The sequence below is a fragment of the Ruegeria sp. BA2 genome (genome assembly GCF_056539605.1).
In genome coordinates, this window is record NZ_JBQFVE010000002.1 from 84,378 (window position 1) to 104,695 (window position 20,318).

Consider the following 20,318-nt stretch of genomic DNA (forward strand, 5'->3'; position numbering starts at 1 on the left):
TTTTTGTGTGGGTTGAATGCAGGTATTTAGGCAGTTTGGATACCTTTTGATGGGACGTATGATCAACTCCCAGAACGTCAGCGAGCAGACGGAAGGCGACAATTGTCCATAATATCAGATATTCAAATCACCCATCACCGACAGGTTCTTGACCCACCGTTCAAGGCCAGTTGGGATGGTCGCACACGTGGACACTTTGATGTGACCATTGTTCGGGTGACGGATAGCGATGGCCGGATTGGAATTGGCTCGGGCGATCTGATGGTTGGCTTTGACGGGCATCAGGAGCTGTTTCTTGGCCACGATCCCCGTCATCTGGAACGCCATTACGAGGTGTTGTCACATCTCAATTTTCACTACGGGCGTCCTTGGGCCCTGGATTTGGCCCTATGGGACTTGTGTGGCAAAATTTCGGGTGAGCCGGTGTGGCGGATGCTGGGCGGGCGGTCCAATCGTGTCCGGCTTTATGCGTCATCAGGTGTGCTGCGGGATCCGGCAGCGATGGCTGCGCAGGCGCAGCGGTTTGCTGACGAAGGTTTTCCTGCAATGAAGGTCCGGTTCACGTCAGCTGAGGGTGGGCGCAGTGGCTGGCGCGAGGATATCAAAGCGCTTGAAGCTGTGCGCGCGGCCATTGGCGACCGAATGGAGTTGATGGTGGATTGCAATCAGGGCTGGCGTATGCCCTGGGACACAAACGCCAGCTGGATGTTGAAAGATGCGCTTGCTGTCGCGCGCGAACTTGAACACCTGGGTGTGTATTGGATGGAAGAACCCTTACACCGTGCGGACCGCAAGGGCATGGTCCAGCTACGCCAGATGACAGTTCTGCGCATCGCCGGGGGGGAAATGACCCGCGAACTGGATGCCTTCCGCGATCTGATTGAAGACCGAGCTCTGGACATTATTCAACCCGATGTGGCGCTGACTGGGGGCATCACTGGCGTGCGACGGCTGGCGCTGATGGCGCGTGAGGCAGGCGTGGTGTTGACCCCTCATAGCTGGACCAACGGGATAGGCGTGCTGGCCAATGCGCACCTGTCTGCAGGGGTGGGGGACGTCCCTTGGCTTGAATGGCCATATGATCCGCCCGAATGGTCGCTTGAACGCCGCGATTGGATATTGCAATCGCCCTTGACCGCGCAAGACGGATGGCTTGAATTAGGCGACGCCCCCGGTTTGGGGATCACGCTGACAGAGGATCTGGAGCAGGAGTTGCTACGTTGAGCGAGATCATTTCCCTGACGCCCGATGACGCCCGTTCATTGATCTTTGACGCCCTGACCGGGGCCGGTTTGGCAACTGACAAGGCTGATTACTTCACCGATGCAATTCTCGATACGGAATTGTCGGGGCTGGAGGGGCACGGTTTTTACTGGCTGCAATATTATTGCGAACACCTTTTGAATGGAAAAGTGGACGGAAACGCCGAGCCGGATGTGCGCAAAATTTCAGAGAGCGCGTTTCAGGTGGATGCATGCCATGGGTTTGCGCATCCCGCGATCGAGGCTGGATTTGCCGAATTGATCCCGGCGGCCAAGGCGCAGGGCATCGCGGCGATGGGGGTTCACAAATCTTACAATGCGGCCACTTTGGGATATCACACCGGTGTTCTGGCGCGCGCAGGTCTCGTCGCCTTTGGTGCTACAAACTCGGTACCTGCAATAGCGCCGGTTGGCGGGAATATGCCGGTCATCGGCACGAACCCTTTGTCTTTTGCTGTGCCGGATGGTGCGGGTGGAATTGCCTTTCTGATCGATCAATCGGCCTCGGCGGTCGCGTGGACCGCTGTGAAACGTGCCGCTGACGAAGGCCGCCCGATCCCGCTTGGCTGGGCGTTGAATGCGGAAGGTCATGAAACCACGGTTGCTGAGGCGGGATTGGCCGGGTCGATGGCCCCTTCAGGTGGCGCGAAAGGGTTTTCCATGGGGCTGATTGTCGAGGTGCTCTGCGCCGCCGTGGCTGGCGGAGAGCTGGGCACAACGATGGGGTCCTTTACCGACGATGATGGTCGGCCAATCGACAATGGCCAGTTCTTCATTGCAATTGACCCGCAGAAATTCTCGGGGAATGTGTTTGGTCAACGCATTGGGGCATTGAGCCAAAGTATTTTGTCCCAGAGTGGCGCACGTTTACCCAATCAGCGGCGAGAGGCCAACAAAATCACATTGGCCCAAGAAGGGTTGAAGTTGGATGCCGTGCTCTACGAAAAGCTGGCAGGTTTTCGATGACGCGGAATGCCGAAACGGTGGCTTCTATCCGAGCGCTTTTTCAACGTCTTGAACTGCAAGATATCCCTCAGCGCGTGGATCTGTTGCAAGGTGGGTATCTAAACAGCGTCTATCTGGTTGAAACCGATATACGTAAACTGGTGCTTAAGTTCTTTGCGGAACCAATCAAAGGCACGCTGTTTCCCAACTTGCCTGCTGACGAGGCAGCGGCGTCACGTCTGCTCGCACCACTGTATGTCGCGCCCAACCTGATCGGCTATTGGCCCGACGCACAGGTCATGGCCAGTGCGTATGTTGAGGGCGGAACCTGGGATGGAGACATGAGCGCTGTTGCTGCTTTGCTGTTGCGCAAAGAGGCAGCTGACCCGGTGGGTTTTAGACACGTACCGCTTACGCCGCGTGACATTCTGACCGAAGGCGATCGGTTGTTTGCCCGCAGCGATCTGCCAGCGCCAGCGCGCCCTGTGCCAATCGATTTACCGCCCCCTGTTCGGCTGTCTCTGATCCACACCGATATCGGCGCTTCGAACCTTATTGGGCAGGGAGATGGGCTTAGGCTGATTGACTGGCAATGCCCCGCCGCAGGCGATCTGTGCGAGGACATTTACTCGTTCCTGTCCCCTGCTTTTCAAATCTTGTCCCAGCGCACTCCGTTTTCGCTGCAGGACCGGCAACAATTCTTCAGTTCCCTGAACCTACCCGCTGTCGAGGTGCGCTATCACCAGCTGGAGCCGTTCTTCGCGTGGCGCATGGCCGGGTACTGCGGGCTGCGTGCATCCACGCATGCAGACGCGGATGTCAGAGCACGCTATCGCCGCGCATTAGACGCGGAAACTTTTCTTATTTTGGATCGGGCTAATGCAGATTGACCTAACCATCCATTCTTTCAGCCTTTGGCACCATTTTGAACATGTGCCCGGCTTTGATGCACTGGCCTTTGCCAGATTGGCCAAATCCTATGGCTTGTCGGGAATATCGCTGTCACTGAATGACCCCAACTATCGTCATTTGGGCGGAAAGGACCGCTCTAGGATGGATGCGCTGCGGGAGTATCTGCAATCCGAAGGTATGAGCCTGGAGGTCGATACCTCAGGCACCGATCCGGCGCACATGCGCGAACTGTTAGATGTGGCCGCATACATGGGGGCGGATACACTGCGCACCTATACGCGGTATCGGGGCACACCTTCCGAAATGCTGAATGCCACACAGAGTGATCTGGCTACCGTGGTGGACCACGCGGAGCAAGTGGGCGTTACCGTTGTGCTAGAGAACCACGAAGACTTCACCGGCCCGGAACTTGCCCAGATTGTCGAGGGTGTAGATCATCCTCGCCTGATGATCCTGTATGACTACGGCAACTCGCAAATGGTGCTTGAAGACCCTGAGGCTGCCTTGGACGCGGTGATTGAACATGTGCATTCGGTGCATGTAAAGGACCACGTGATGGTACGTGCCGAAGATGCGGGGCAATTGACGGTCGCTGGCGTACCGATGGGCGAGGGGAGCCTGCCGATCAAGCATCTAACCCAGCGCCTTCTAGATCAAGGTTTGCGCAGGTTCACTTTCGAAAACGTTTGGGCTTATTCAGCGCCTATTCAACCAGGGCGCGTTGTGCAGGGCGGTGTTGTCCTGGGTGAAAGCAGTTTCACTTTCGCTCAGCCGCCGTTTGATCCCAGCCAATTGGTACTAGACCAGTTGCAACTCACTGGACCCGATCTAGTTCGTCTTGAAGAGAGCGCTCTTGTCCGCGGGATGGCGTGGTACAAATCTGTGCTGGTCGAACTCGGCTGCGACGGGCCTTGGAATATGTAAGGCCGATCCGAAACTATCTCCAGGATGCAAAGGCGTGTCCGGATTCTCTCCGAGTTAGATTAATTTGACCAGTTGACTAACGGGAATGGGAAAGAGTGATCTCAGCGAGGTGACTTCGAAAAAGCCCACGGAGGATATCACGTTTTTTACGGGTGTGGGTTCGGCTTTGCGTAAGCCACTTCGCATCTCCCTTACCCCTGTACCGCACCCCTGTCTGCGTTCAACTTCTGCCCAGTTATGTTTGCTGCAAGCGGGGACGCTAGGTAGAGATAACTAAGCGAGATATCCTCGGCAGTTTGCAATCCGGGCAAAGATTGCCCAGCACTTATTTCCGCTTCGATCACTTCTTCGTTTACGCTACGATCCTGGGCCATTTCACGCAGTGTGTTCAGTGCAGGACCGGTCAGCACCCAGCCGGGACAGACTGCGTTCACGCGAATTCCGCGCGGGCTGAGTTCTTTTGCCAGAACCCGCATGAAGCCGATATTGGCATGTTTCGAGGCTATATAGGCTCCCAGCTCGGCCTCCGCAGTGGTGCCCCAGATCGAGGCGGTCACGATGATGCGCCCGTTGTCGCGCAGCAGGGGGACAGCAGCGCGAGTGGACAGATAGGTGCCGATCACGTTGATATCGATCACCCGACGAAAGCGGGCCTCGGCCTCGGCGCTCTGATCGGTGATGGGGGTAACGTCCTCAAGCCCGGCATTGGCCACAAACACATCAAGTGCTGGTAGCTGGGAAAACACCTCGCTTACCCGAGCGCTGTCGGTGATATCGCAGGTCCAACTAGTGACGGTCTGACCACTTTCCTCGGCCAAAGCCCGTGCAGAATCGTGCACATCCTTGCCTTGCGACAGGATATGAACGTCAGCCCCATGCAGTGCAAAGGCGCGGGCAACACCGTACCCGATGCCACGGCTTGCGCCGGTGACCATGATAGTTTGACCTGAAAAGTCGAGGCCTGTGGCCTTATCCATGTTGCGGCTCTCCTGAACGCAAGATTGCCGGGTAAGTACCCGGCAACTGATTGAATTGAATGCGGTTTACTTTTCGGTTCCATCTACGCCAGCAATAGCCAGATGCGGCAGCGGCATAACACCCAGCTGAAAGAACAGACCCAGCGTGTCTTCGTGATAGAGGTAGTCAGTCACCTTGCCGTTCTCATCGAATTTGAACCATTCGGCGCCATAGATATCGACATTGCGATCCGTGCCGGGAACACCGTAAAAGTCGCCCTTATGCGTGCCCCGCAGCCGAAAACGCGACATCACCGTGTTGCCGTCAGCGACCAGATCAATGGCGTCCTCATGGATGTCGGGAAACGCTTCGCGCCAGAATGCGACCAGCTTTTTGAAGCCATCACGCCCAGACGGCCACCCGTCCAGTAACAGGCCGTGGCGGACGTCTTCGTTGAAGATTTCATCGACGCGATTCATATCGGCCTTGTTCCAGCAAGTCGCATAAATGTCGGCCACCGTGGCCTTGTTGCGCTCTTGTTCGGTCATGTCGGTCTCCGTCTGGTTTTGTCCTGATTTGAGCGGGAAAGTCGCAGGCACAGGCGCTGTCTGTCACCCGACGAAACCTCAGGTCTGGGCTGAGGAGATTTCAGGCACGTTCTTACAAAGTTGTCGCATATGACGATTGGCAGCGCCGCAGATGTCCTGGGTTTCCGGGGTCGTGGCGCCGATCTGACCGCGCACTGCGTTTGGGTCAATCATCCGGCGGATAGGTCCGTTGCGCATTGGCATCGGGCGGTGAAATGGCCAGTCAGGCCAGTCGCTACCTCCGCTCAAGAACACGACATGTTCCAAACGGGAGGAACGACAATGGCTACTGACTTTATCAAGACCACCTTGCGGGCCGGGCTTGCCGCCGGGTTGCTGAGTGGCGGTGCTGCGGTTGCGGATACGATTGCGCTGGGTGCACCCATTCCGCTGACCGGGTATTTCGCCGCTGACGGCGAAACCATGGAGCAGGCGATAAACCTCGCCGTCAACGAGATCAACACCGAGGGTGGGTTGCTGGGCAATCAGATCGAAGTTGTAACCTTCGACATTGGTGATCTGACACCTGACAAACTGTCGGCGGCGGCTGCGAACCTGATCGAGCGTGGCGGCGTCAGCGCATTGATCAACGGCTATGGCGGTATGGGGCCTGATATTCCGGCCTTCTGCCCCTATGGCATCCCCTATATCCACAATGACGCAGTGGCTGGTGTGATCGATCTGGCCGAGCGGATGCGGTGCAATGCGATTTTCAACGCGTCCGACATCGATCTGAACTATGGAAAAGCCCAGTTTGATATGATGTTGAACACCGGATATACTTTTGAAACCAACCGCTTGGCGATTGTGCACGGCGATTTCGAATGGGATATCAACAACGCCAAATCCATGGCCGAAGCCGCCGAGGCTGCCGGTTGGGAGGTCGTGTATATTCAGGAAGTCCCCTATGACACCGTCGAATGGACCGGCATCCAGTCTCAGATCCGCGAAGCACAGCCTTCCCTGATCCATTTGGAAGCGCTGGAGCCCGCAGTGGCGACAACCTTCCTGTCGCAGTACAAGGAAAACCCAGCCGGGGATGCCTTGTTGAATGTCGGTTACATCGGTGCGACCACCGGTCTGGACGATGTGATCGCGCAAGGTCAGGCCGAAGGTCTGCTGTCGTTCACCCTGAACGCGCATCAGGATAACGAGGCGGGCAATGCCTTTGTCGAACGTTGGGAAGCAGCCTATGGGTTTGAACCTTCGGTCAGCCTGGCGGCCGCTGTCTATGACATGGTTTATATGTGGGCTGCAGCGGTTGAACAGGTCGGCGACGCGTCAGATCACACCGCTGTCGCTGATGCGATCCGGTCGATGAAATACCAGGGCCTGGTTGGCACCTTTGATTTCAACGACCGCAACTTCATCAACAACGGTTCGGACACGCAACCCGCGCAACTGTTTCAGGTTCAAAACGGTGAGCGCGTGCGCCTGGTCGTCGGTGACCGGAAGGTGGGCGAAATCGTCCAACCGGCCTGGGTCAACTGACGATCACTACAAAACCGCGCCCTTTCTCTCCCTAGTCTCCCCAGGGCGCGGTTTTTCCAATCTCCGGCTCAGCACAGGAATTCGACGCATGACGCAAATGTCGTTGGAAAATGTCACGATGCAGTTCGGGCCATTCCGGGCGCTGACCGACATGTCATTTCACATCGAGCGGGGCGAGATCCTGGGTGTGGCCGGCCCGAACGGGGCTGGAAAATCCACCTTGATGAATGTCTGCACCGGCGGGCTGCGCGCATCAGCCGGTCAGGTCATTTTCAACGGCCAGGACATCACCCGGCTCAAGCGACACAGCCGATGCGGGCTGGGGATCGCGCAAACCTTTCAGATCCCGACGCTGCTGTCCTCGGTCACGGTGGGGGAAAACCTGCTTGCAGGTCGGATTTTTGGCCGCGAGGCGCGTGGGGAAGAAACCGGCATCTCGATGGATGAAATCCTGTTTCTGACGCAGCTGGAAAGCCATCTGCACAGCCCGGCCGCACAAGCCGATCTGTTGACCCGCAAGCGGATCATGCTGGGCGCGGCATTGGCAACAGGCCCCGAGATCATCTTCATGGATGAACCCCTGGGCGGGTTGAACGCCGAAGAGATCGTCGAGTTCCTGCAAGTCATACGCCATGTGCGCGAAGAGCTGGGGATCACCATTGTGATGGTCGAGCACAAGACCCGCGCGCTGGCCGAAATCGCAGACCGCATACTGATCATCAACTTCGGCGAGTTCGTCATGCTGGATGCGCCATCAGTGGTGCTGAACGACGACCATGTGGTCGAGATCTATCTCGGAAAGAAACACGATGCTTGAGGTCTTGGACGTCAACGCCTTTTACGGCGACTTTCATGTATTGCACGACGCATCCTTGCACGTGGGCAAGGGCGAAATGGTCGCTGTTGTCGGGGCGAATGGCCATGGGAAAAGCACACTTCTTAAGGCGATTTGCGGGCTGACACCCATCAAATCGGGCTCGGTCCGCTTTGACGGGTCCGACATTGCCGGACAGCGTGCGCCGCTACTGGTCGGGCGCGGATTGGTCTATGTGGCAGAAGATCGCCGCCTGTTCCCGGACATGACCGTTCTGGAGAACCTGCAACTGGGGGCCTATCTGCCTGCCGCGCGCGCCAAGGAAAAACACAGTCTGGACCGGGTATTCTCGCTCTATCCCCGGCTGGCCGAGCGTCGAAATCAATTGTGCCGATCTTTGTCTGGCGGCGAAGCGCAGATGGTGGCGCTGGGGCGCGGTCTGATGTCGGACCCGACATTGCTGGCCATTGATGAGCCGTCGCTGGGGTTGGCTCCAAATCTGACTGAAACCATGTTGCAGACGATCTCGCACCTGAATGCGGATGGTTTGACCGTTCTGATCGTCGAGCAAAGCCTTGCTCTACTCAAAAGCATGATCAATCGGGTCTATTCGATCGAAGAAGGCATCGTCACCGAGACCGACACAGCCAATATGCAGGAGGTCCTATGACGCAGATCTTCGAAATTCTGATCAGCGGCATCACTCAGGGCGCTGTTTATTGCGTGGTCGCGGTGGGCCTGTCGCTGGTCTATGGTGCGTCCCGCATTCTGAACTTTGCCCATGGATCGCTTTATTCGCTGGGCGGGTTTCTGGCGTGGTTTCTGGTGGCTGGCGGGCCTGGTCTGCCCTTGTGGCTGGCCGTGTTGATCGTGCTGCCCATCCTTGCGCTGACCGGGGCCGGGATTGAACGGGCGATCATCCGACCGCTGCGCGGATCCGATAACTGGAAGATCAACACGATCATGGTGACTCTGGGGCTGGCGTTTATCATCGAAAACGGCTTGCAACTGATCTTTGGCCCCGGCACGCGCACCATTCCGCCTTTTGTCGAAGGATCGCTGGTGATCGGTGGGATCTCGATCACATGGTACAAACTGTCGATCTTTGTAATCTCGCTGGCTTTGGTGAGTGCGCTGGAATTCTTCCTGTCTTCTACGCGTTACGGACAAGCGGTGCGTGCGGTTAGCCAGGACATGCAAGGCGCCAATCAGGTCGGGATCAATGTCAATCAGGTGTTCTCGCTGACCTTTGCCCTGTCGGTGGTACTGACCGGCACCGCTGGCATCTTGCTGGCCCCGGTGTTTCTGGTCTCACCCCTGGGGGGATGGGCCCCGTTCCTCAAGGCCTTTGTCATCGTGGTTCTGGGCGGTTTGGGCAGCACCAAAGGCGCCTTTGTGGCGGCCTTTATCCTCGCCGTGCTCGAAGCCTTTGTCATTTTCTATATCGGCCCAAGTTGGGCAATGCCGGCCTGGCTGTTGATGCTGATCATCGTTTTGATGGTGCGTCCCAAAGGGCTGTTCGGTGTGTGGGAGAACTAAGATGTCGAACCGGAAAGACACGCAAACCTCGTTCATCCCTTCGGTCTTTACCGGGGCAGGCCTGAAACAGGATTCAGCGGTCTATTGGGGCGTGATCGCGGCCCTTGCCCTGATGGGTGGGTTGATTGGAGATAGCTATTTTCACCACATTCTGATCCTGGTGTTCATCTGGTGCATCGTGATCGCCAGCTGGGATCTTATCCTGGGCTATGCGGGCATCTTCAACTATGCGCAGTTGGTGTTCTTTACCTTCGGGGCCTACGGATCGGCGATGCTGTCGATTTATGCGGGGATCACCCCATTGCTGGCCATCACCGCCGCCGCTGGGATAGGCGCGGTCATCGGCGTGATCGTCGCCGTGCCCAGCCTGCGTCTGAAAGGTGAATACGTGGCCCTATTTACCTTTGCCGTGCATCTGGCCTTGCCGCCTTTGATCCAGCAGGGCAAAGCCATTGGCATGGGCGGCAATACCGGTCTTCTGGGAATTCCGTGGCTGAACTTGTTCGGTTATCAGGTGTCCTCGATCGACAAGCTGACATGGTATTGGGTGACGCTGGCGATCGGGTCAATCTGCGTCTACCTGATCTACTTCATCATCCTGCGCGGACGTATGGGGCTGGCCTTCATTGCGATGCGCGACGCGGATACCTTTGCGCAGGCGATCGGAGTGAACGAGTACAAGTACAAGATGCTGGCCTTTGTCGCGTCGGCCACGATCACCGCTGTCGCTGGGGGTGTCTATGCCCATTACACCAGCGTCGTCACCCCGAAAGTCCTGGGTACCGAGTTCTTCCTGATGGCGATGGTCATGCTGGCCATCGGAGGTATGGGTCGGTTCCCAGGCGCAGTTCTGGGTGTGTTCATCGTGGTGATCGGCAACGAATTGCTACGCACTTTTGACGATTACCGTTTGTTGCTTTTGGGGCTTGCGGTTGTGCTGACGGTGATCTTCCTGCCACAAGGTGTTGCAGGGCTGTTCAAAAAGCGCGGTGATACCTGAAACGTAAAGCGGCGGCAGGGTGTCTGCCGCCGTTCTACCCAGTTACCAGTTCAATTGCCCCGGCGGCGGGGCAGGGTACCAGCTTTCAGGCTCTGGGTAGTCCCAATCTTCGGGGAAATGATAGGTTTCAAACGTAGTGCCCGTTGCCTCTTCGGTTTCGAAAAAGGCAAACGCGTTCTTGCCCTGCCATTTGCCGGATTGAACCATTTTGAACCCGCGTGCCTCAAGTTCGGCCAGGCGTTCTTCCCACGGGGCATCGTTGCAATCATAGGCAACGTGGTGCAGAGCGGTTCCATTCTTGTCCAGAAAATCCTGAAAGATCGAGGGCCCCCAAAGGGGCTCCATCAGCTCCCAAATCATGTTGCCGGATTTGGCAAAACAGACTTTCAACGCAAACTCACATAGCGCACCGCGATAGGTCTGATCTGTGACCGTTTCGGGCGAGAATGTGTAAACCGCCCAAGGTCCAATCCCAAGACGGCAAAGGCCCTCCATGGTTTTGACGTGGTCGTTAGTGACGATGGCCAGTTCAACCACATTGCCAAGATATGTGTTCGAGAGTGTTTCTCCGCTGGTCACATCCGGCAGGTTTGACAATAGCGTGTTTGGTTCTAGGGGCATGGTTCTCTCCGATGGGTTGAGATACGGGTCTTAAGCCGCTGATTGCAGTTTCAGCCCTTTTAGCGACGGGTGTCACACGATGAAAAATCATCCGGGACTTGAAGGAATTTCATCCCTGATCAGGGGCAAATACCCCATGGGATCGACGGTACAACGTCATCTCGGCAAAGCTTTACCCGCACTGCATGGAAGACAACCCGGCTAGAGTGCGAATTTCCTTCAGTCAGACCTGAGATTTCCTCAGTTTTCGCCGCAGCCCATTTGGTGTGTGTTAGAAGGAACCTATTCTCATCAAGGTCAGCGCTATGTTTTCTACAGTTTCTCGTTTTGATCCAGGTGAACCAGACGGCACCAATAAGAGCCTTGAGATCGGATTGCCGAATGGCGGAACCCCCGAATTGGGCCGAACCTATGAGATCCCGGCAAGATGCGGCAGGGCGGTTAAGGTGTCCAAGGGGCAGAGCCTGACTATTACCAATCCCGTTGGGTATCAGGTATGTGATTTCTGGATCTTCAATGCGGATGATCCGGACGAATACAGCTCGATGGAGCATCTGCATACCTCGCTGCTATCGATCTTTCCCAAGGTCGGCGATGGGGTGGTTTCGAACCTACGCCGGCCGCTGATGACTATTACGGCGGATAGCTCTCCGGGTATTCATGACACGGTGATCGCAAATTGTGATCACGCGCGGTATCAGCAACTGGGTCTGACCGAATACCACGACAATTGCGCCGATAACCTGCGTCAGGCGCTGATTGCCATCGGCCTGCGCGCCCCGGCGATCCCTGCGCCGTTCAATCTGTGGATGAACGTACCGGTTCAGCCCGATGGCCGTGTAAGTTTTCAACCGCCTGTTTCCAAGCCCGGTGACTACATGAGTTTCCGGGCCGATATGGATGTCATTGCAGTGATGTCGGCTTGTCCTCAGGATGTGACACCGGTGAACGGCGAAGGCACTGTCCCGGATCGGTTGGAGTTCCGGGTCGATCAAGGCTGAGGGCGCAGGGATGTCAGCCATGCTACTTTTTGGTCGATGGGTTGTCCTGTCTGTGGATGACATACGCGCGGATTACGCCGTCCTTGTGCAGGGTGGGCGCGTGGTTGAAGTCGGCCCGATTGACGAGATGCGCCAGAAACATTCTGGCGTGATCGAACATGGCGGCACGGACTGTGCCATTCTGCCCGGTCTGATCAACGCGCATCACCACTGTTACGGGGTCGAGCTGGCCAATCAGAACGTGCCGGACGATTTTCTTGAGCCATGGATGTTTTATGGAACTTCCATGGTTGGTCTGTCTCCTTATGTCTCCAGTGCACATGCAGGGTTGAGACTGATCAAGACTGGCGTGACCGCCGTCGTCGATATGTGCTCTTCCGGGCCAACACGCGCCGATGCCGAGGATCGCCTGTTGGAAAAGGCCCAAGGCTATCGTGAAATCGGCTTGCGGACCGCTATTGCCCCGGGTGAGCGCTGGCAAAATCGCATCGTGCACGGACACGGGGAAGAGGCAGAGTTCCTGGCCAGCCTGCCGGCGACCCTGCGGACGCAGGTGCTGGACAGCGAAGCACGGCGCAACCGTTTGTCGCCAGATGCATATTTTGATCTGTTGTCACACCTAGTCCCTCAAAGCGATGGGTTGATCGATTACTGGTTCGGCCCAACAGGCCCTCAATGGACCCCGGACGACGTTTTGGCGCGTATCGCCACTCAGGCCGAACGTCTGGACACGCGCGTTCAGACCCACGCGTTGGAGAGCTTCTATGAAGGTCTTGAAAGCCCACGTATCCGCGGCAAACGTCTGATGCGCCATTTCTCGGATCTGGGTGTTTTGAACGACCGGCTCTCGCTGGCCCATGTGGTTTGGCCAAGCGATGCAGATATCGAAGATCTGGCTCGGAGCGGCACGCAAGTCAGCCACAATCCCGGCTCGAACCTACGGCTGCGCTCAGGTGTGGCACCAGTCTCTGCGATGCAGGCCGCCGGGGTGCACACCGCGCTGGGAATGGACGGGACAACCTTGGGCGGGGCCGAAGATATCTTTGCCGAGATGCGACTGGCGCTTGCGCTGAACCGTCCGCCGCATCCCGCAGCACCTGCTCTGACGACTCGAGATGTTCTGAGAATGGCGACTGAAGGTGGCGCGCGCCTGATGGGTCGCGCGCATGAGCTGGGTAAGCTGCTACCTGGGTTCTGCGCCGATGCGATAGTTGTAGATATGACGCGGGCGATAAACCCCTGGACCGCTCCGAATGTCGATCCGCTGGATTTGATCGTCGGCCGTGTCACTGCCCGGGATGTGCGCGATGTTGTCGTGAACGGGCAGATTATTTTACGAGACGGTATGGCTTGCGGCGTGGATGAGCCCGCTCTGCTGGACCGTTTGCGGGATGAGTTGGATGCGTCCCCACCAGATCCTAGCGCATTGAAAGTGGCCCAGTCGCTGCGGCCTCATCTGAAAAACTGGTATGCGCGGTGGGAGCGTGAAGGGACGCAGCCCGCGCCCGTGCTGCGCTATTGCGGCGGCCCAAATCAACAGGAGAATTCAATATGATCCGTAATCCGATTAAATGGCCGAATGGTGCGCGCTGTGCTTGCGCAATCAGCTTTGACATCGACGCCGACAGCCTGATCCATATCTCGCGCCCCACAGACGGGCATGATCGGCTATATCCAATTTCCATGGGCCGATATGGCCCGACCGTAGCAATCCCCCGGATCCTCGAGACCTACCAGAAATTTGGCCTCAAACAATCCTTCTTCGTCCCGGGGTGGGTGGTCGAGCAATACCCGGATACGATGGAAATGATCCTAAAGGATGGTCATGAGATTGGACATCACGGGTATCTTCACGAAGACCCCACTGCGCATGGTCCGTCCGAGCAACGCGAATGGTTTGAGCGTGCTCTCGACAGCCATAAGCGGATCATTGGAAACACACCCAAAGGGTACCGCGCCCCGGTCTATAATGTGAATCAGACGGTCATCGATTTAATGATCGAACATGGGTTTGAATATGAAAGCTCGTTGATGGCCGATGACATCCCTTACCTGATGAAGACGGATAAGGGGTCGCTCGTGGAACTTCCTGTGCATTGGGGAACGGATGACTGGCCGCCTTTCGCGCATTATGATGAGATTGGCTATATGATGCCGGTCGCTGGACCCAGTCAGGGTCTTGAAGGGTTCTGGGAAGAGTTCGAGGCACAATATGAATATGGTGGCTTCTGGCTGGCTATCTGGCACCCATTCCTGACCGGTCGTTTGGCGCGCTGGCGTCAGGTCGAGCGATGGCTCGAAGCTATTCTCGAGCGTGGGGATGTTTGGTTTGCGACTATGTCCGAGATTGCAGCCCATGTCCGGGCTGAAGCCGAAAAAGATCCAGCCGCCGTCCGTGTTGAAGAACTGCCTTACTATACCAAACCCGTCCTGTTTTGATGACTGCGCAAAGCAACCTTGCCCACGCTTTAGGGCGTGCAGACCAACCGTCTGCGGCTAATGTGTTTCTGACACGTGGCGCCGAGAGTGCTTTGGAGTTTGCACGCCTCATCGACGCCTCGCCTGCGGCGGATCTGGTGCTGGCTGGGCAGGTTGTGATCATCAAGGGCAATATCGATATCGAAGGCCTAAGCACCACTGCCGGAACCCGTACGTTTTCCGCGAAGCCCGCAACCGGCTCAGCCCCGTTGGTGCAGCAAATTGCTTCGGCGGGTGGCGTGCCACTAGGCCATGCCAATATGTCGGAATACGCCTTTAGCGGGCTGGGCCTGAACCCACATTTTGGCACACCCGCAAATGGGTTGGATGCCAGCTTAGTTCCGGGGGGGTCATCCAGCGGCTGCGCTTCTGCGGTTGCGATGGGCATCGCGGATTTGGCGATTGGATCGGACACCTCAGGCTCGACGCGCGTACCAGCGGCGTATCAGGGTATCTATGGGTTCCGCCCGACAATGGGCCGCTATTGTGATGCAGGTATTCTGCCACTGGCACCTTCGCTTGATACGCCGGGTCCTTTGGCCCACGATATGGCAGGCATTCGTGCGTTGGATGCTGCGATTTGCAATCAAACCCCGCTCGTTGAAAATCTCGGCCGACCGCGCATCGTGATCCCTGACGAAGACAGCCTTGGCCCGTTAGCGCCCGAGATTGCCGCGCTGTTGCCCATTGCGCAGCGCGCATTGAAAACGGCGGGTTATTCAGTCGCGTCCATTCCCATCCCGGTATTTTCGCAGGTACGAAACAGTTTTGAGCGCGAAGGTACCCTGGCCGCGGCCGAAGCGCCGGATGTTTTGGCAAGGTTCGCTCCGCTGAACCATCGGGATATGGATCCCAACGTGCGCAGGCGGATCGCGCAGGGGATGTCGATAGATCCCGGCAAGCTGACGCGACTCAGGGCGCTGCGCATAAGGGCCCAACGGGCGATGACGAGCCTGCTGGGGGACGCACTTCTGCTTATGCCCACTGTACCGAAATTGCCGCCCACACTTGCATCGGTGCAAAACGATGCGGAACAGTTCGCCTTTGAAAACGCAAAAGCGCTCAGCCTGACCATGCTGAGCGCGTTTCTGGACCTGCCTTCGTTGGCCATGCCTGTAGCAGGGCGGGTTCCTGGCCAATCCCTGATGCTGTGCGCCACCACGGGTTGTGACGATGCAATGTTGAGCGCGGCAGATGATATCGCCCAACTCCTTCTCTCCCTCGAAATCAGAGTATTCGCATGACCGACCAGACCCAAATTGCTGCGGACCGGGCCGAGATTGCCCGATTGATCAAACGCCAGTTTCGCGCCCTGTGTTGGGATGAAGCGACCCCTCCCGATCTGGACGCACTGAACGCGGCATATGTCGAGGGCGCGCAGCTCTTTGCTTCGGCCCGACCCGCCAAGGCCCAATCAGCGCAAGCGTTTGGAGAACGGATGCAGGATCTGCGCGATACCGGCAAGATCCCTGTCTTCGAAGAGAAAGGCGTTGGGATGCATGTCTGGATCGCGGGCAACGTAGCCGTGGCCATGGCGGGTTGTGAAATGCATGAAAACCGCAGCGATATTACCGAGGACATAAGCGCCTTTTTGTTGATCAAGAACCCCGACGGTTGGGCCATTGCCTCACAAGCATGGGACATCCTGCCCTCGATTGCTGACGCGTTTGTGGCAACCGGTCTGACTGCAGACCGGTTCGACGTCCGATCCCCCTGACATAACTGGAGACTATTGATATGTCGAAGAAACTACTGGTCGTGCATTCCAGCGCGCGTGAGAACCGTTCACTGACGCGCGAGCTGGCACAGATTTTTGAGGACAGCTGGACCGCCTCGGGTGGCGGAGCGGTTACGCATCGCGATGTGGGCGTGAACCCGCCCAAGTTCATCTCGGAAGCCTGGATTGATGCCTGTTTTACAGCCCCGGAAAAGCGTAGCAATACGCAGAACGCTGAACTGGCCGAGTCCGATGAACTCGTCGCTGAAATCATTGAGGCCGATGTCATCGCCCTTTGCGCTCCAATGTACAATTATTCGATGCCTGCCTCGCTGAAAGCTTGGTTCGACCTGATCGCACGGATTGGGGTAACTTTCAGCTTTGATCTCTCACGCGGAGATGTGCCAATTGAACCGATCCTGAGGGGCAAGAAGCTGATCGTTCTGTCCTCGCGCGGTGAGTTCGGATTTGCCGAAGGAGAAACGCGCGCGCACTTGAACGGGCTGGATCCAGCCATCCGTGCCAGTGCGCACTATTTGGGTGCCGAGGCCCGGGAAATGGAAACTATCGCCATCGAATACCAGGAATTCGGGGATGCGCGTTTTGATGCCTCTGTGGCCGATGCGCAGGCGCAGACCAAAGCGGTTGCAGCGCAGCTCGCCGCGTAAAGAGCGGCTAACAAAAATACGGTATGCACATCTGTGCATGCCGCTATGAACGCAACCTTTTGTCGATTCAATCTGGTTGAGAGGTTTAGCTGGCACCCTAAGGTGGGTTGCCAGCTGTTTTCGTCACAATGTTAACCGGCCAAGGCACCGCTCACTTCGCTGAGCGGCAGTTTCACCACTGGCAGGGACCGGAACGTCGCTGAGGCCAAAGCGGTTGATCTCTTCTGGGGACATCCAATGCACGTCATCAGGCCCTGCAACCTCAAGCGTGAACCAATAGAAATCGCGACTGATGCCGATACTGTCATAGAACTGCAAGTACAGTTGATGCTCGGGCGCGTCGCGTGGCAACTCAGCGCCGGTATCCAGGGCGAAACCAAAGACACCAGCCGCCCAACTGTGCACGCCGACACAAGCGCCGGGCTGGATCACGTGGCGTCTTCCCATCAGGGCCATGTCAGTCCCGCCCGAGGCCACAAGCCCGTCTGACGGCACAACCGTTGAAATATTCTCTGAGCGAATATAGCGGGTTAGCGCCGCCAGCGAGGCTTCGTCATTCGCTGAACCCGGCACGTTCTGCAGCGAAATCGTCGATATGTCGGGGTTTTCTCGGCGGGCTTCTTGAACCGTTTTCAAGGTGTCTTCGTCGATGATGCCGGTCAGAATGAACTGATCGCCGCGCGTCACAATCTCTGTCTGGGGATAGCCACACGCGCTCAACAGAATAAGCAGGGTGGCAGCAAAAGAAATCTTAAGGGACATAATCAGACGCAACCTTTTGATTGCTGAACATCAGCCAGGATTCGCAGACGTTCCTCAAGATCTTCCACCTCATATTCTGCAATGTCACTATCCAGCAGAATATCATCATCACCGGTCACAATGCCTGCAATCGTGCTTACGGCAAAGTCCGTATTGGCCTCGCCCAGACGGTATTGCAAAACGGCTTGTTCCTGCTGCAACGCCGAACAACTGCGCGCCTCATATCCGGCAGCAATTTTCTCAGGGGTTTCGCAGGCGACAAGGCCTAAGAAGCAAAAGCTGGCACCAATTTTTTTCATGTTCATTCCGTTAGGCTTTTTTTTGATTTTACGAGCAACGTCAGCCCTAGATCGAAAACGAAAGATTTCCACGCAACAACGCATCAAGATGGCGTGAGGTGGTGCTTCAGCTGATCTGCGCGTAGCTTTTGCTTGCGCCCAACCCGCGCTCGGCTTGGGTACATCTGGACGAAAGCAACTCGGCACGCTTGTCGAGCGATGACCAACGAACAGGAGTTCGTGGTACATAAGCCCTTCATGAAAAAGTGCTTTTACCTATCAAGTTGCGCGCTCACGCATTGGCTGAGCTTTTCTCAGTTGCTGGAATCTGAGGCTGAGCAATTCTGTTTGCATAACTTGCACCCAGCAAAAAACAGGGTGCGTTACGCACAACAGGGAATACGCATCGTGACAGATCTTGCCAAACTCAGCGCCACCGAAACCGCGCTTGCGATACGCGAAAGACGGGTCTCAGCGACCGAGGTGATGGAGGCCGCCATCAAACGGATCGAGGCCGCAAACCCCAAGTTGAATGCCTTCGTTTTCACTGCGTTTGACGAAGCGATGGACGCCGCCAAAGAGGCCGACGCTGCCGTTGCGCGTGGGGATGAACTGGGTGCGATGCATGGTGTGCCTACGGCGATGAAGGATCTGTTTGACTTCAAGCCGGGCTGGCCTAGCACTTTGGGCGGCATTCCCCAGCTGAAAGAAAACATTGCCGACATGAAATGCGGTTTTGTTGAAAGCATGGAAAACGCAGGCGCGATCTTTGTCGGCAAAACCAACAGCCCCGCCATGGGCTATCGTGGCACTACTGACAACGTGGCCTTTGGTCCTACCTCGAACCCGTTTGATACCAGTCGCAACGCTGGTGGATCTTCGGGTGGATCCGCAGCGGCTGTGGCGGCGAGGATGTTGCCTTTGGCGGAAGGCACAGATGGTGGCGGCTCGATCCGTATTCCGGCGGCTTGGACCAACACGGTGGGCTATCGCGCAACTGCTGGCCGCACGCCTTTGTTGGTGCGACCGAACGGATTTGCGAATACGCTGCCTTATATCTTTGAAGGCACCATCACGCGCAATGTCGAAGACGCCATTGTAAGCCTGGGTATACTCCAGGGAATGCACCCGGCAGATCCGAACAGCCACAACATGGTCAATGATTTTGCTGATGCTGGTTTGCGTGGCATCAAAGGTATGAAAATCGGCTTCAGCCCTAATTTGGATGTGTTCCCGGTTGAAGGCGAAGTGTCAGAGGTCATCGCAGACGCGGTTAAGGTCTTTGAACAAGCAGGTGCCGAGGTCGAAGAGATCAAGATCGGTCTGACCCGTGATCAGTGCGAATACAGCGATATCTGGTGCCGCCTTTTCGTGCCCATCATGCGCCACAGCTTTGATGCCATCAAGGCCAGCGGTCTGGATCTATTGTCGGACGAGCACCGCCACGGCCTTGCCCCCGACCTGCTGGATTGGGTCGAGCGCGTGGGCCCGGGTTACACCGCAGATGACCTTTATCGTGATTTGTCTGTTCGCTCCGAAGTCTTCGATGCCTATCAGGCCACATTCGCGAAATACGACCTGATCGTTTCGCCCACCGTGACAGCCCTGCCGGTGAAGAACACAGATGACGGCAATACCAAAGGTCCAAGTCAGATCAACGGCGTCGATATCGATCCGCTGATCGGGTGGTGTCCCACCTTCCTGACCAATTTCACGGGCCATCCGTCGGTGTCTGTTCCAGCAGGCCTCGGTTCATCCGGTCTGCCCGTCGGACTGCATATCGCAGGCCGCCGTCAAGCGGACTGTGATGTGCTGGCTGCCGCCGCTGCGTTCGAGCGGCTGCGCCCCTGGAACCAGCATTACGACCGTATCTCGCTCTAATCCGTAGCAACCTCCCCGACCGGCGTCTTGTCTGCCCTGCGCTTCAGGGCGTCGGTCCCCTTATGTCCAAATCCAACAGGAGAAATACAATGAAGACCACTTTGAAAGCACTTGCTCTTTCGGCCGCAATGGTTGTTGGCGCTGCCACGACTGTGATGGCGGAAAGCCGTCCTATCACCGACGCCGTGATCGTGGAATATCTGGAATTTAACCTGGTTGATGGCGCGAACCCTGATGAGTTTCTGCGCGAAACCCTTGCGATGGACGAGGTCCTAGAAGGCTATGATGGCTTTGTCGCCCGCCATCTGGCCCGCAACACTGACGGCTCGTGGGTCGAGGTGGTCTATTGGACATCGTTGGAGACGGCCGAAGCCGCCTTGCCGCGCTTTGTCGAAGATCCGCGCACCAAAGGTTTCCTTGCGCTGGTCAATGGCGACTCGCTGTCGGTGAAATACTCCAACGTCTTCGAATTCTAAAACCG

General features: G+C 56.8%; 23 protein-coding genes. 17 read left to right on the plus strand and 6 right to left on the minus strand.

Annotation, left to right across the window (positions count from 1 at the left end; translation table 11 throughout):
• The first annotated feature begins 102 nt into the window (after positions 1–102).
• Genes ACR0NN_RS05050 through ACR0NN_RS05065 form a run of 4 tightly spaced genes read left to right on the plus strand, consistent with a single transcriptional unit; the run spans position 103 to position 4,043 of the window.
• Positions 103–1,224 (plus strand): mandelate racemase/muconate lactonizing enzyme family protein, encoded by a 1,122-nt coding sequence (locus ACR0NN_RS05050; RefSeq protein WP_170725933.1) that lies wholly within the window; start codon positions 103–105, stop codon positions 1,222–1,224.
• Positions 1,221–2,228: an Ldh family oxidoreductase gene (locus ACR0NN_RS05055; RefSeq protein WP_480684035.1), complete on the plus strand. Its 1,008-nt coding sequence runs from the start codon at positions 1,221–1,223 to the stop codon at positions 2,226–2,228. The genes ACR0NN_RS05050 and ACR0NN_RS05055 overlap by 4 nt, the downstream gene beginning before the upstream one ends.
• The gene (locus tag ACR0NN_RS05060) at positions 2,225–3,097 is read left to right on the plus strand and encodes a phosphotransferase (RefSeq protein WP_170725941.1); all 873 of its coding nucleotides are present in this window, start codon (positions 2,225–2,227) and stop codon (positions 3,095–3,097) included. Before ACR0NN_RS05055 ends, ACR0NN_RS05060 begins: the two co-directional genes overlap by 4 nt.
• On the plus strand, positions 3,087–4,043 hold the full coding sequence (locus ACR0NN_RS05065) for a sugar phosphate isomerase/epimerase family protein (RefSeq protein ID WP_170725944.1): 957 nt from the start codon (positions 3,087–3,089) through the stop codon (positions 4,041–4,043). The genes ACR0NN_RS05060 and ACR0NN_RS05065 overlap by 11 nt, the downstream gene beginning before the upstream one ends.
• Positions 4,044–4,234: 191 nt before the next feature.
• Here the strand turns inward: ACR0NN_RS05065 and ACR0NN_RS05070 are convergent, their stop codons facing one another.
• The 3 genes from ACR0NN_RS05070 to ACR0NN_RS05080 all read right to left on the minus strand — a co-directional run bounded on the left by ACR0NN_RS05070 (position 4,235) and on the right by ACR0NN_RS05080 (position 5,836).
• Positions 4,235–5,020: an SDR family oxidoreductase gene (locus tag ACR0NN_RS05070; protein ID WP_170725951.1), complete on the minus strand. Its 786-nt coding sequence runs from the start codon at positions 5,018–5,020 to the stop codon at positions 4,235–4,237.
• A gap of 66 nt (positions 5,021–5,086) precedes the next feature.
• A complete protein-coding gene (locus tag ACR0NN_RS05075; RefSeq protein WP_170725956.1) occupies positions 5,087–5,548 on the minus strand; it encodes an ester cyclase in 462 nt (153 codons plus the stop codon).
• A gap of 78 nt (positions 5,549–5,626) precedes the next feature.
• Positions 5,627–5,836 carry a hypothetical protein gene (locus tag ACR0NN_RS05080; protein ID WP_170725964.1) on the minus strand — a complete coding sequence of 70 codons (210 nt, stop codon included), beginning with the start codon at positions 5,834–5,836 and terminating at the stop codon, positions 5,627–5,629.
• Positions 5,837–5,869: 33 nt separating this feature from the next.
• Between ACR0NN_RS05080 and ACR0NN_RS05085 the strand changes: the two genes are divergently transcribed.
• The 5 genes from ACR0NN_RS05085 (at position 5,870) to ACR0NN_RS05105 (ending at position 10,431) form a co-directional block, all read left to right on the plus strand.
• On the plus strand, positions 5,870–7,078 hold the full coding sequence (locus ACR0NN_RS05085; RefSeq protein WP_170725970.1) for an ABC transporter substrate-binding protein: 1,209 nt from the start codon (positions 5,870–5,872) through the stop codon (positions 7,076–7,078).
• Positions 7,079–7,166: 88 nt separating this feature from the next.
• The gene (locus tag ACR0NN_RS05090; RefSeq protein ID WP_170725979.1) at positions 7,167–7,895 is read left to right on the plus strand and encodes an ATP-binding cassette domain-containing protein; all 729 of its coding nucleotides are present in this window, start codon (positions 7,167–7,169) and stop codon (positions 7,893–7,895) included.
• Entirely contained in the window at positions 7,888–8,562 is a 675-nt protein-coding gene (locus ACR0NN_RS05095; RefSeq protein WP_170725982.1) for a branched-chain amino acid ABC transporter ATP-binding protein, read from the plus strand. Before ACR0NN_RS05090 ends, ACR0NN_RS05095 begins: the two co-directional genes overlap by 8 nt.
• Positions 8,559–9,431 carry a branched-chain amino acid ABC transporter permease gene (locus ACR0NN_RS05100; protein ID WP_170725985.1) on the plus strand — a complete coding sequence of 291 codons (873 nt, stop codon included), beginning with the start codon at positions 8,559–8,561 and terminating at the stop codon, positions 9,429–9,431. The genes ACR0NN_RS05095 and ACR0NN_RS05100 overlap by 4 nt, the downstream gene beginning before the upstream one ends.
• Before the next feature lies 1 nt (position 9,432).
• On the plus strand, positions 9,433–10,431 hold the full coding sequence (locus ACR0NN_RS05105; protein ID WP_170725992.1) for a branched-chain amino acid ABC transporter permease: 999 nt from the start codon (positions 9,433–9,435) through the stop codon (positions 10,429–10,431).
• A gap of 42 nt (positions 10,432–10,473) precedes the next feature.
• On the opposite strand, the gene ACR0NN_RS05110 is transcribed toward ACR0NN_RS05105, so the two are convergent.
• Complete coding sequence (locus tag ACR0NN_RS05110; protein WP_170725998.1) at positions 10,474–11,052, minus strand: VOC family protein; 579 nt, start codon at positions 11,050–11,052, stop codon at positions 10,474–10,476.
• Positions 11,053–11,357: 305 nt separating this feature from the next.
• Here ACR0NN_RS05110 and ACR0NN_RS05115 point away from each other — a divergent pair, with 305 nt between their 5' ends.
• From ACR0NN_RS05115 to ACR0NN_RS05140, 6 genes are read left to right on the plus strand one after another with little or no spacing between them, the layout of a single operon-like run.
• Positions 11,358–12,053 carry a DUF1989 domain-containing protein gene (locus tag ACR0NN_RS05115; RefSeq protein ID WP_480684040.1) on the plus strand — a complete coding sequence of 232 codons (696 nt, stop codon included), beginning with the start codon at positions 11,358–11,360 and terminating at the stop codon, positions 12,051–12,053.
• Between the two features lie 19 nt (positions 12,054–12,072).
• Complete coding sequence (locus ACR0NN_RS05120) at positions 12,073–13,608, plus strand: amidohydrolase family protein (RefSeq protein WP_170726017.1); 1,536 nt, start codon at positions 12,073–12,075, stop codon at positions 13,606–13,608.
• A complete protein-coding gene (locus ACR0NN_RS05125; protein WP_170726108.1) occupies positions 13,605–14,492 on the plus strand; it encodes a polysaccharide deacetylase family protein in 888 nt (295 codons plus the stop codon). Before ACR0NN_RS05120 ends, ACR0NN_RS05125 begins: the two co-directional genes overlap by 4 nt.
• A complete protein-coding gene (locus ACR0NN_RS05130) occupies positions 14,492–15,775 on the plus strand; it encodes an amidase family protein (protein WP_170726118.1) in 1,284 nt (427 codons plus the stop codon). The genes ACR0NN_RS05125 and ACR0NN_RS05130 overlap by 1 nt, the downstream gene beginning before the upstream one ends.
• Positions 15,772–16,248: a hypothetical protein gene (locus tag ACR0NN_RS05135; protein ID WP_170726124.1), complete on the plus strand. Its 477-nt coding sequence runs from the start codon at positions 15,772–15,774 to the stop codon at positions 16,246–16,248. Before ACR0NN_RS05130 ends, ACR0NN_RS05135 begins: the two co-directional genes overlap by 4 nt.
• 20 nt (positions 16,249–16,268) lie before the next feature.
• Complete coding sequence (locus ACR0NN_RS05140; RefSeq protein WP_170726147.1) at positions 16,269–16,916, plus strand: NAD(P)H-dependent oxidoreductase; 648 nt, start codon at positions 16,269–16,271, stop codon at positions 16,914–16,916.
• 123 nt (positions 16,917–17,039) lie between these two features.
• On the opposite strand, the gene ACR0NN_RS05145 is transcribed toward ACR0NN_RS05140, so the two are convergent.
• Positions 17,040–17,678, minus strand: coding sequence for a Clp protease/crotonase-like domain-containing protein (locus ACR0NN_RS05145; RefSeq protein WP_170726159.1), 639 nt, complete (start codon positions 17,676–17,678; stop codon positions 17,040–17,042).
• Between the two features lie 2 nt (positions 17,679–17,680).
• Positions 17,681–18,205: a hypothetical protein gene (locus tag ACR0NN_RS05150; protein ID WP_480684043.1), complete on the minus strand. Its 525-nt coding sequence runs from the start codon at positions 18,203–18,205 to the stop codon at positions 17,681–17,683.
• A 159-nt stretch (positions 18,206–18,364) separates the two neighbouring features.
• Between ACR0NN_RS05150 and ACR0NN_RS05155 the strand changes: the two genes are divergently transcribed.
• Both ACR0NN_RS05155 and ACR0NN_RS05160 read left to right on the plus strand, forming a co-directional pair.
• On the plus strand, positions 18,365–19,837 hold the full coding sequence (locus ACR0NN_RS05155) for an amidase (protein ID WP_170726171.1): 1,473 nt from the start codon (positions 18,365–18,367) through the stop codon (positions 19,835–19,837).
• 89 nt (positions 19,838–19,926) lie between these two features.
• A complete protein-coding gene (locus tag ACR0NN_RS05160; protein WP_170687095.1) occupies positions 19,927–20,313 on the plus strand; it encodes a hypothetical protein in 387 nt (128 codons plus the stop codon).
• Positions 20,314–20,318: the final 5 nt, after the last annotated feature.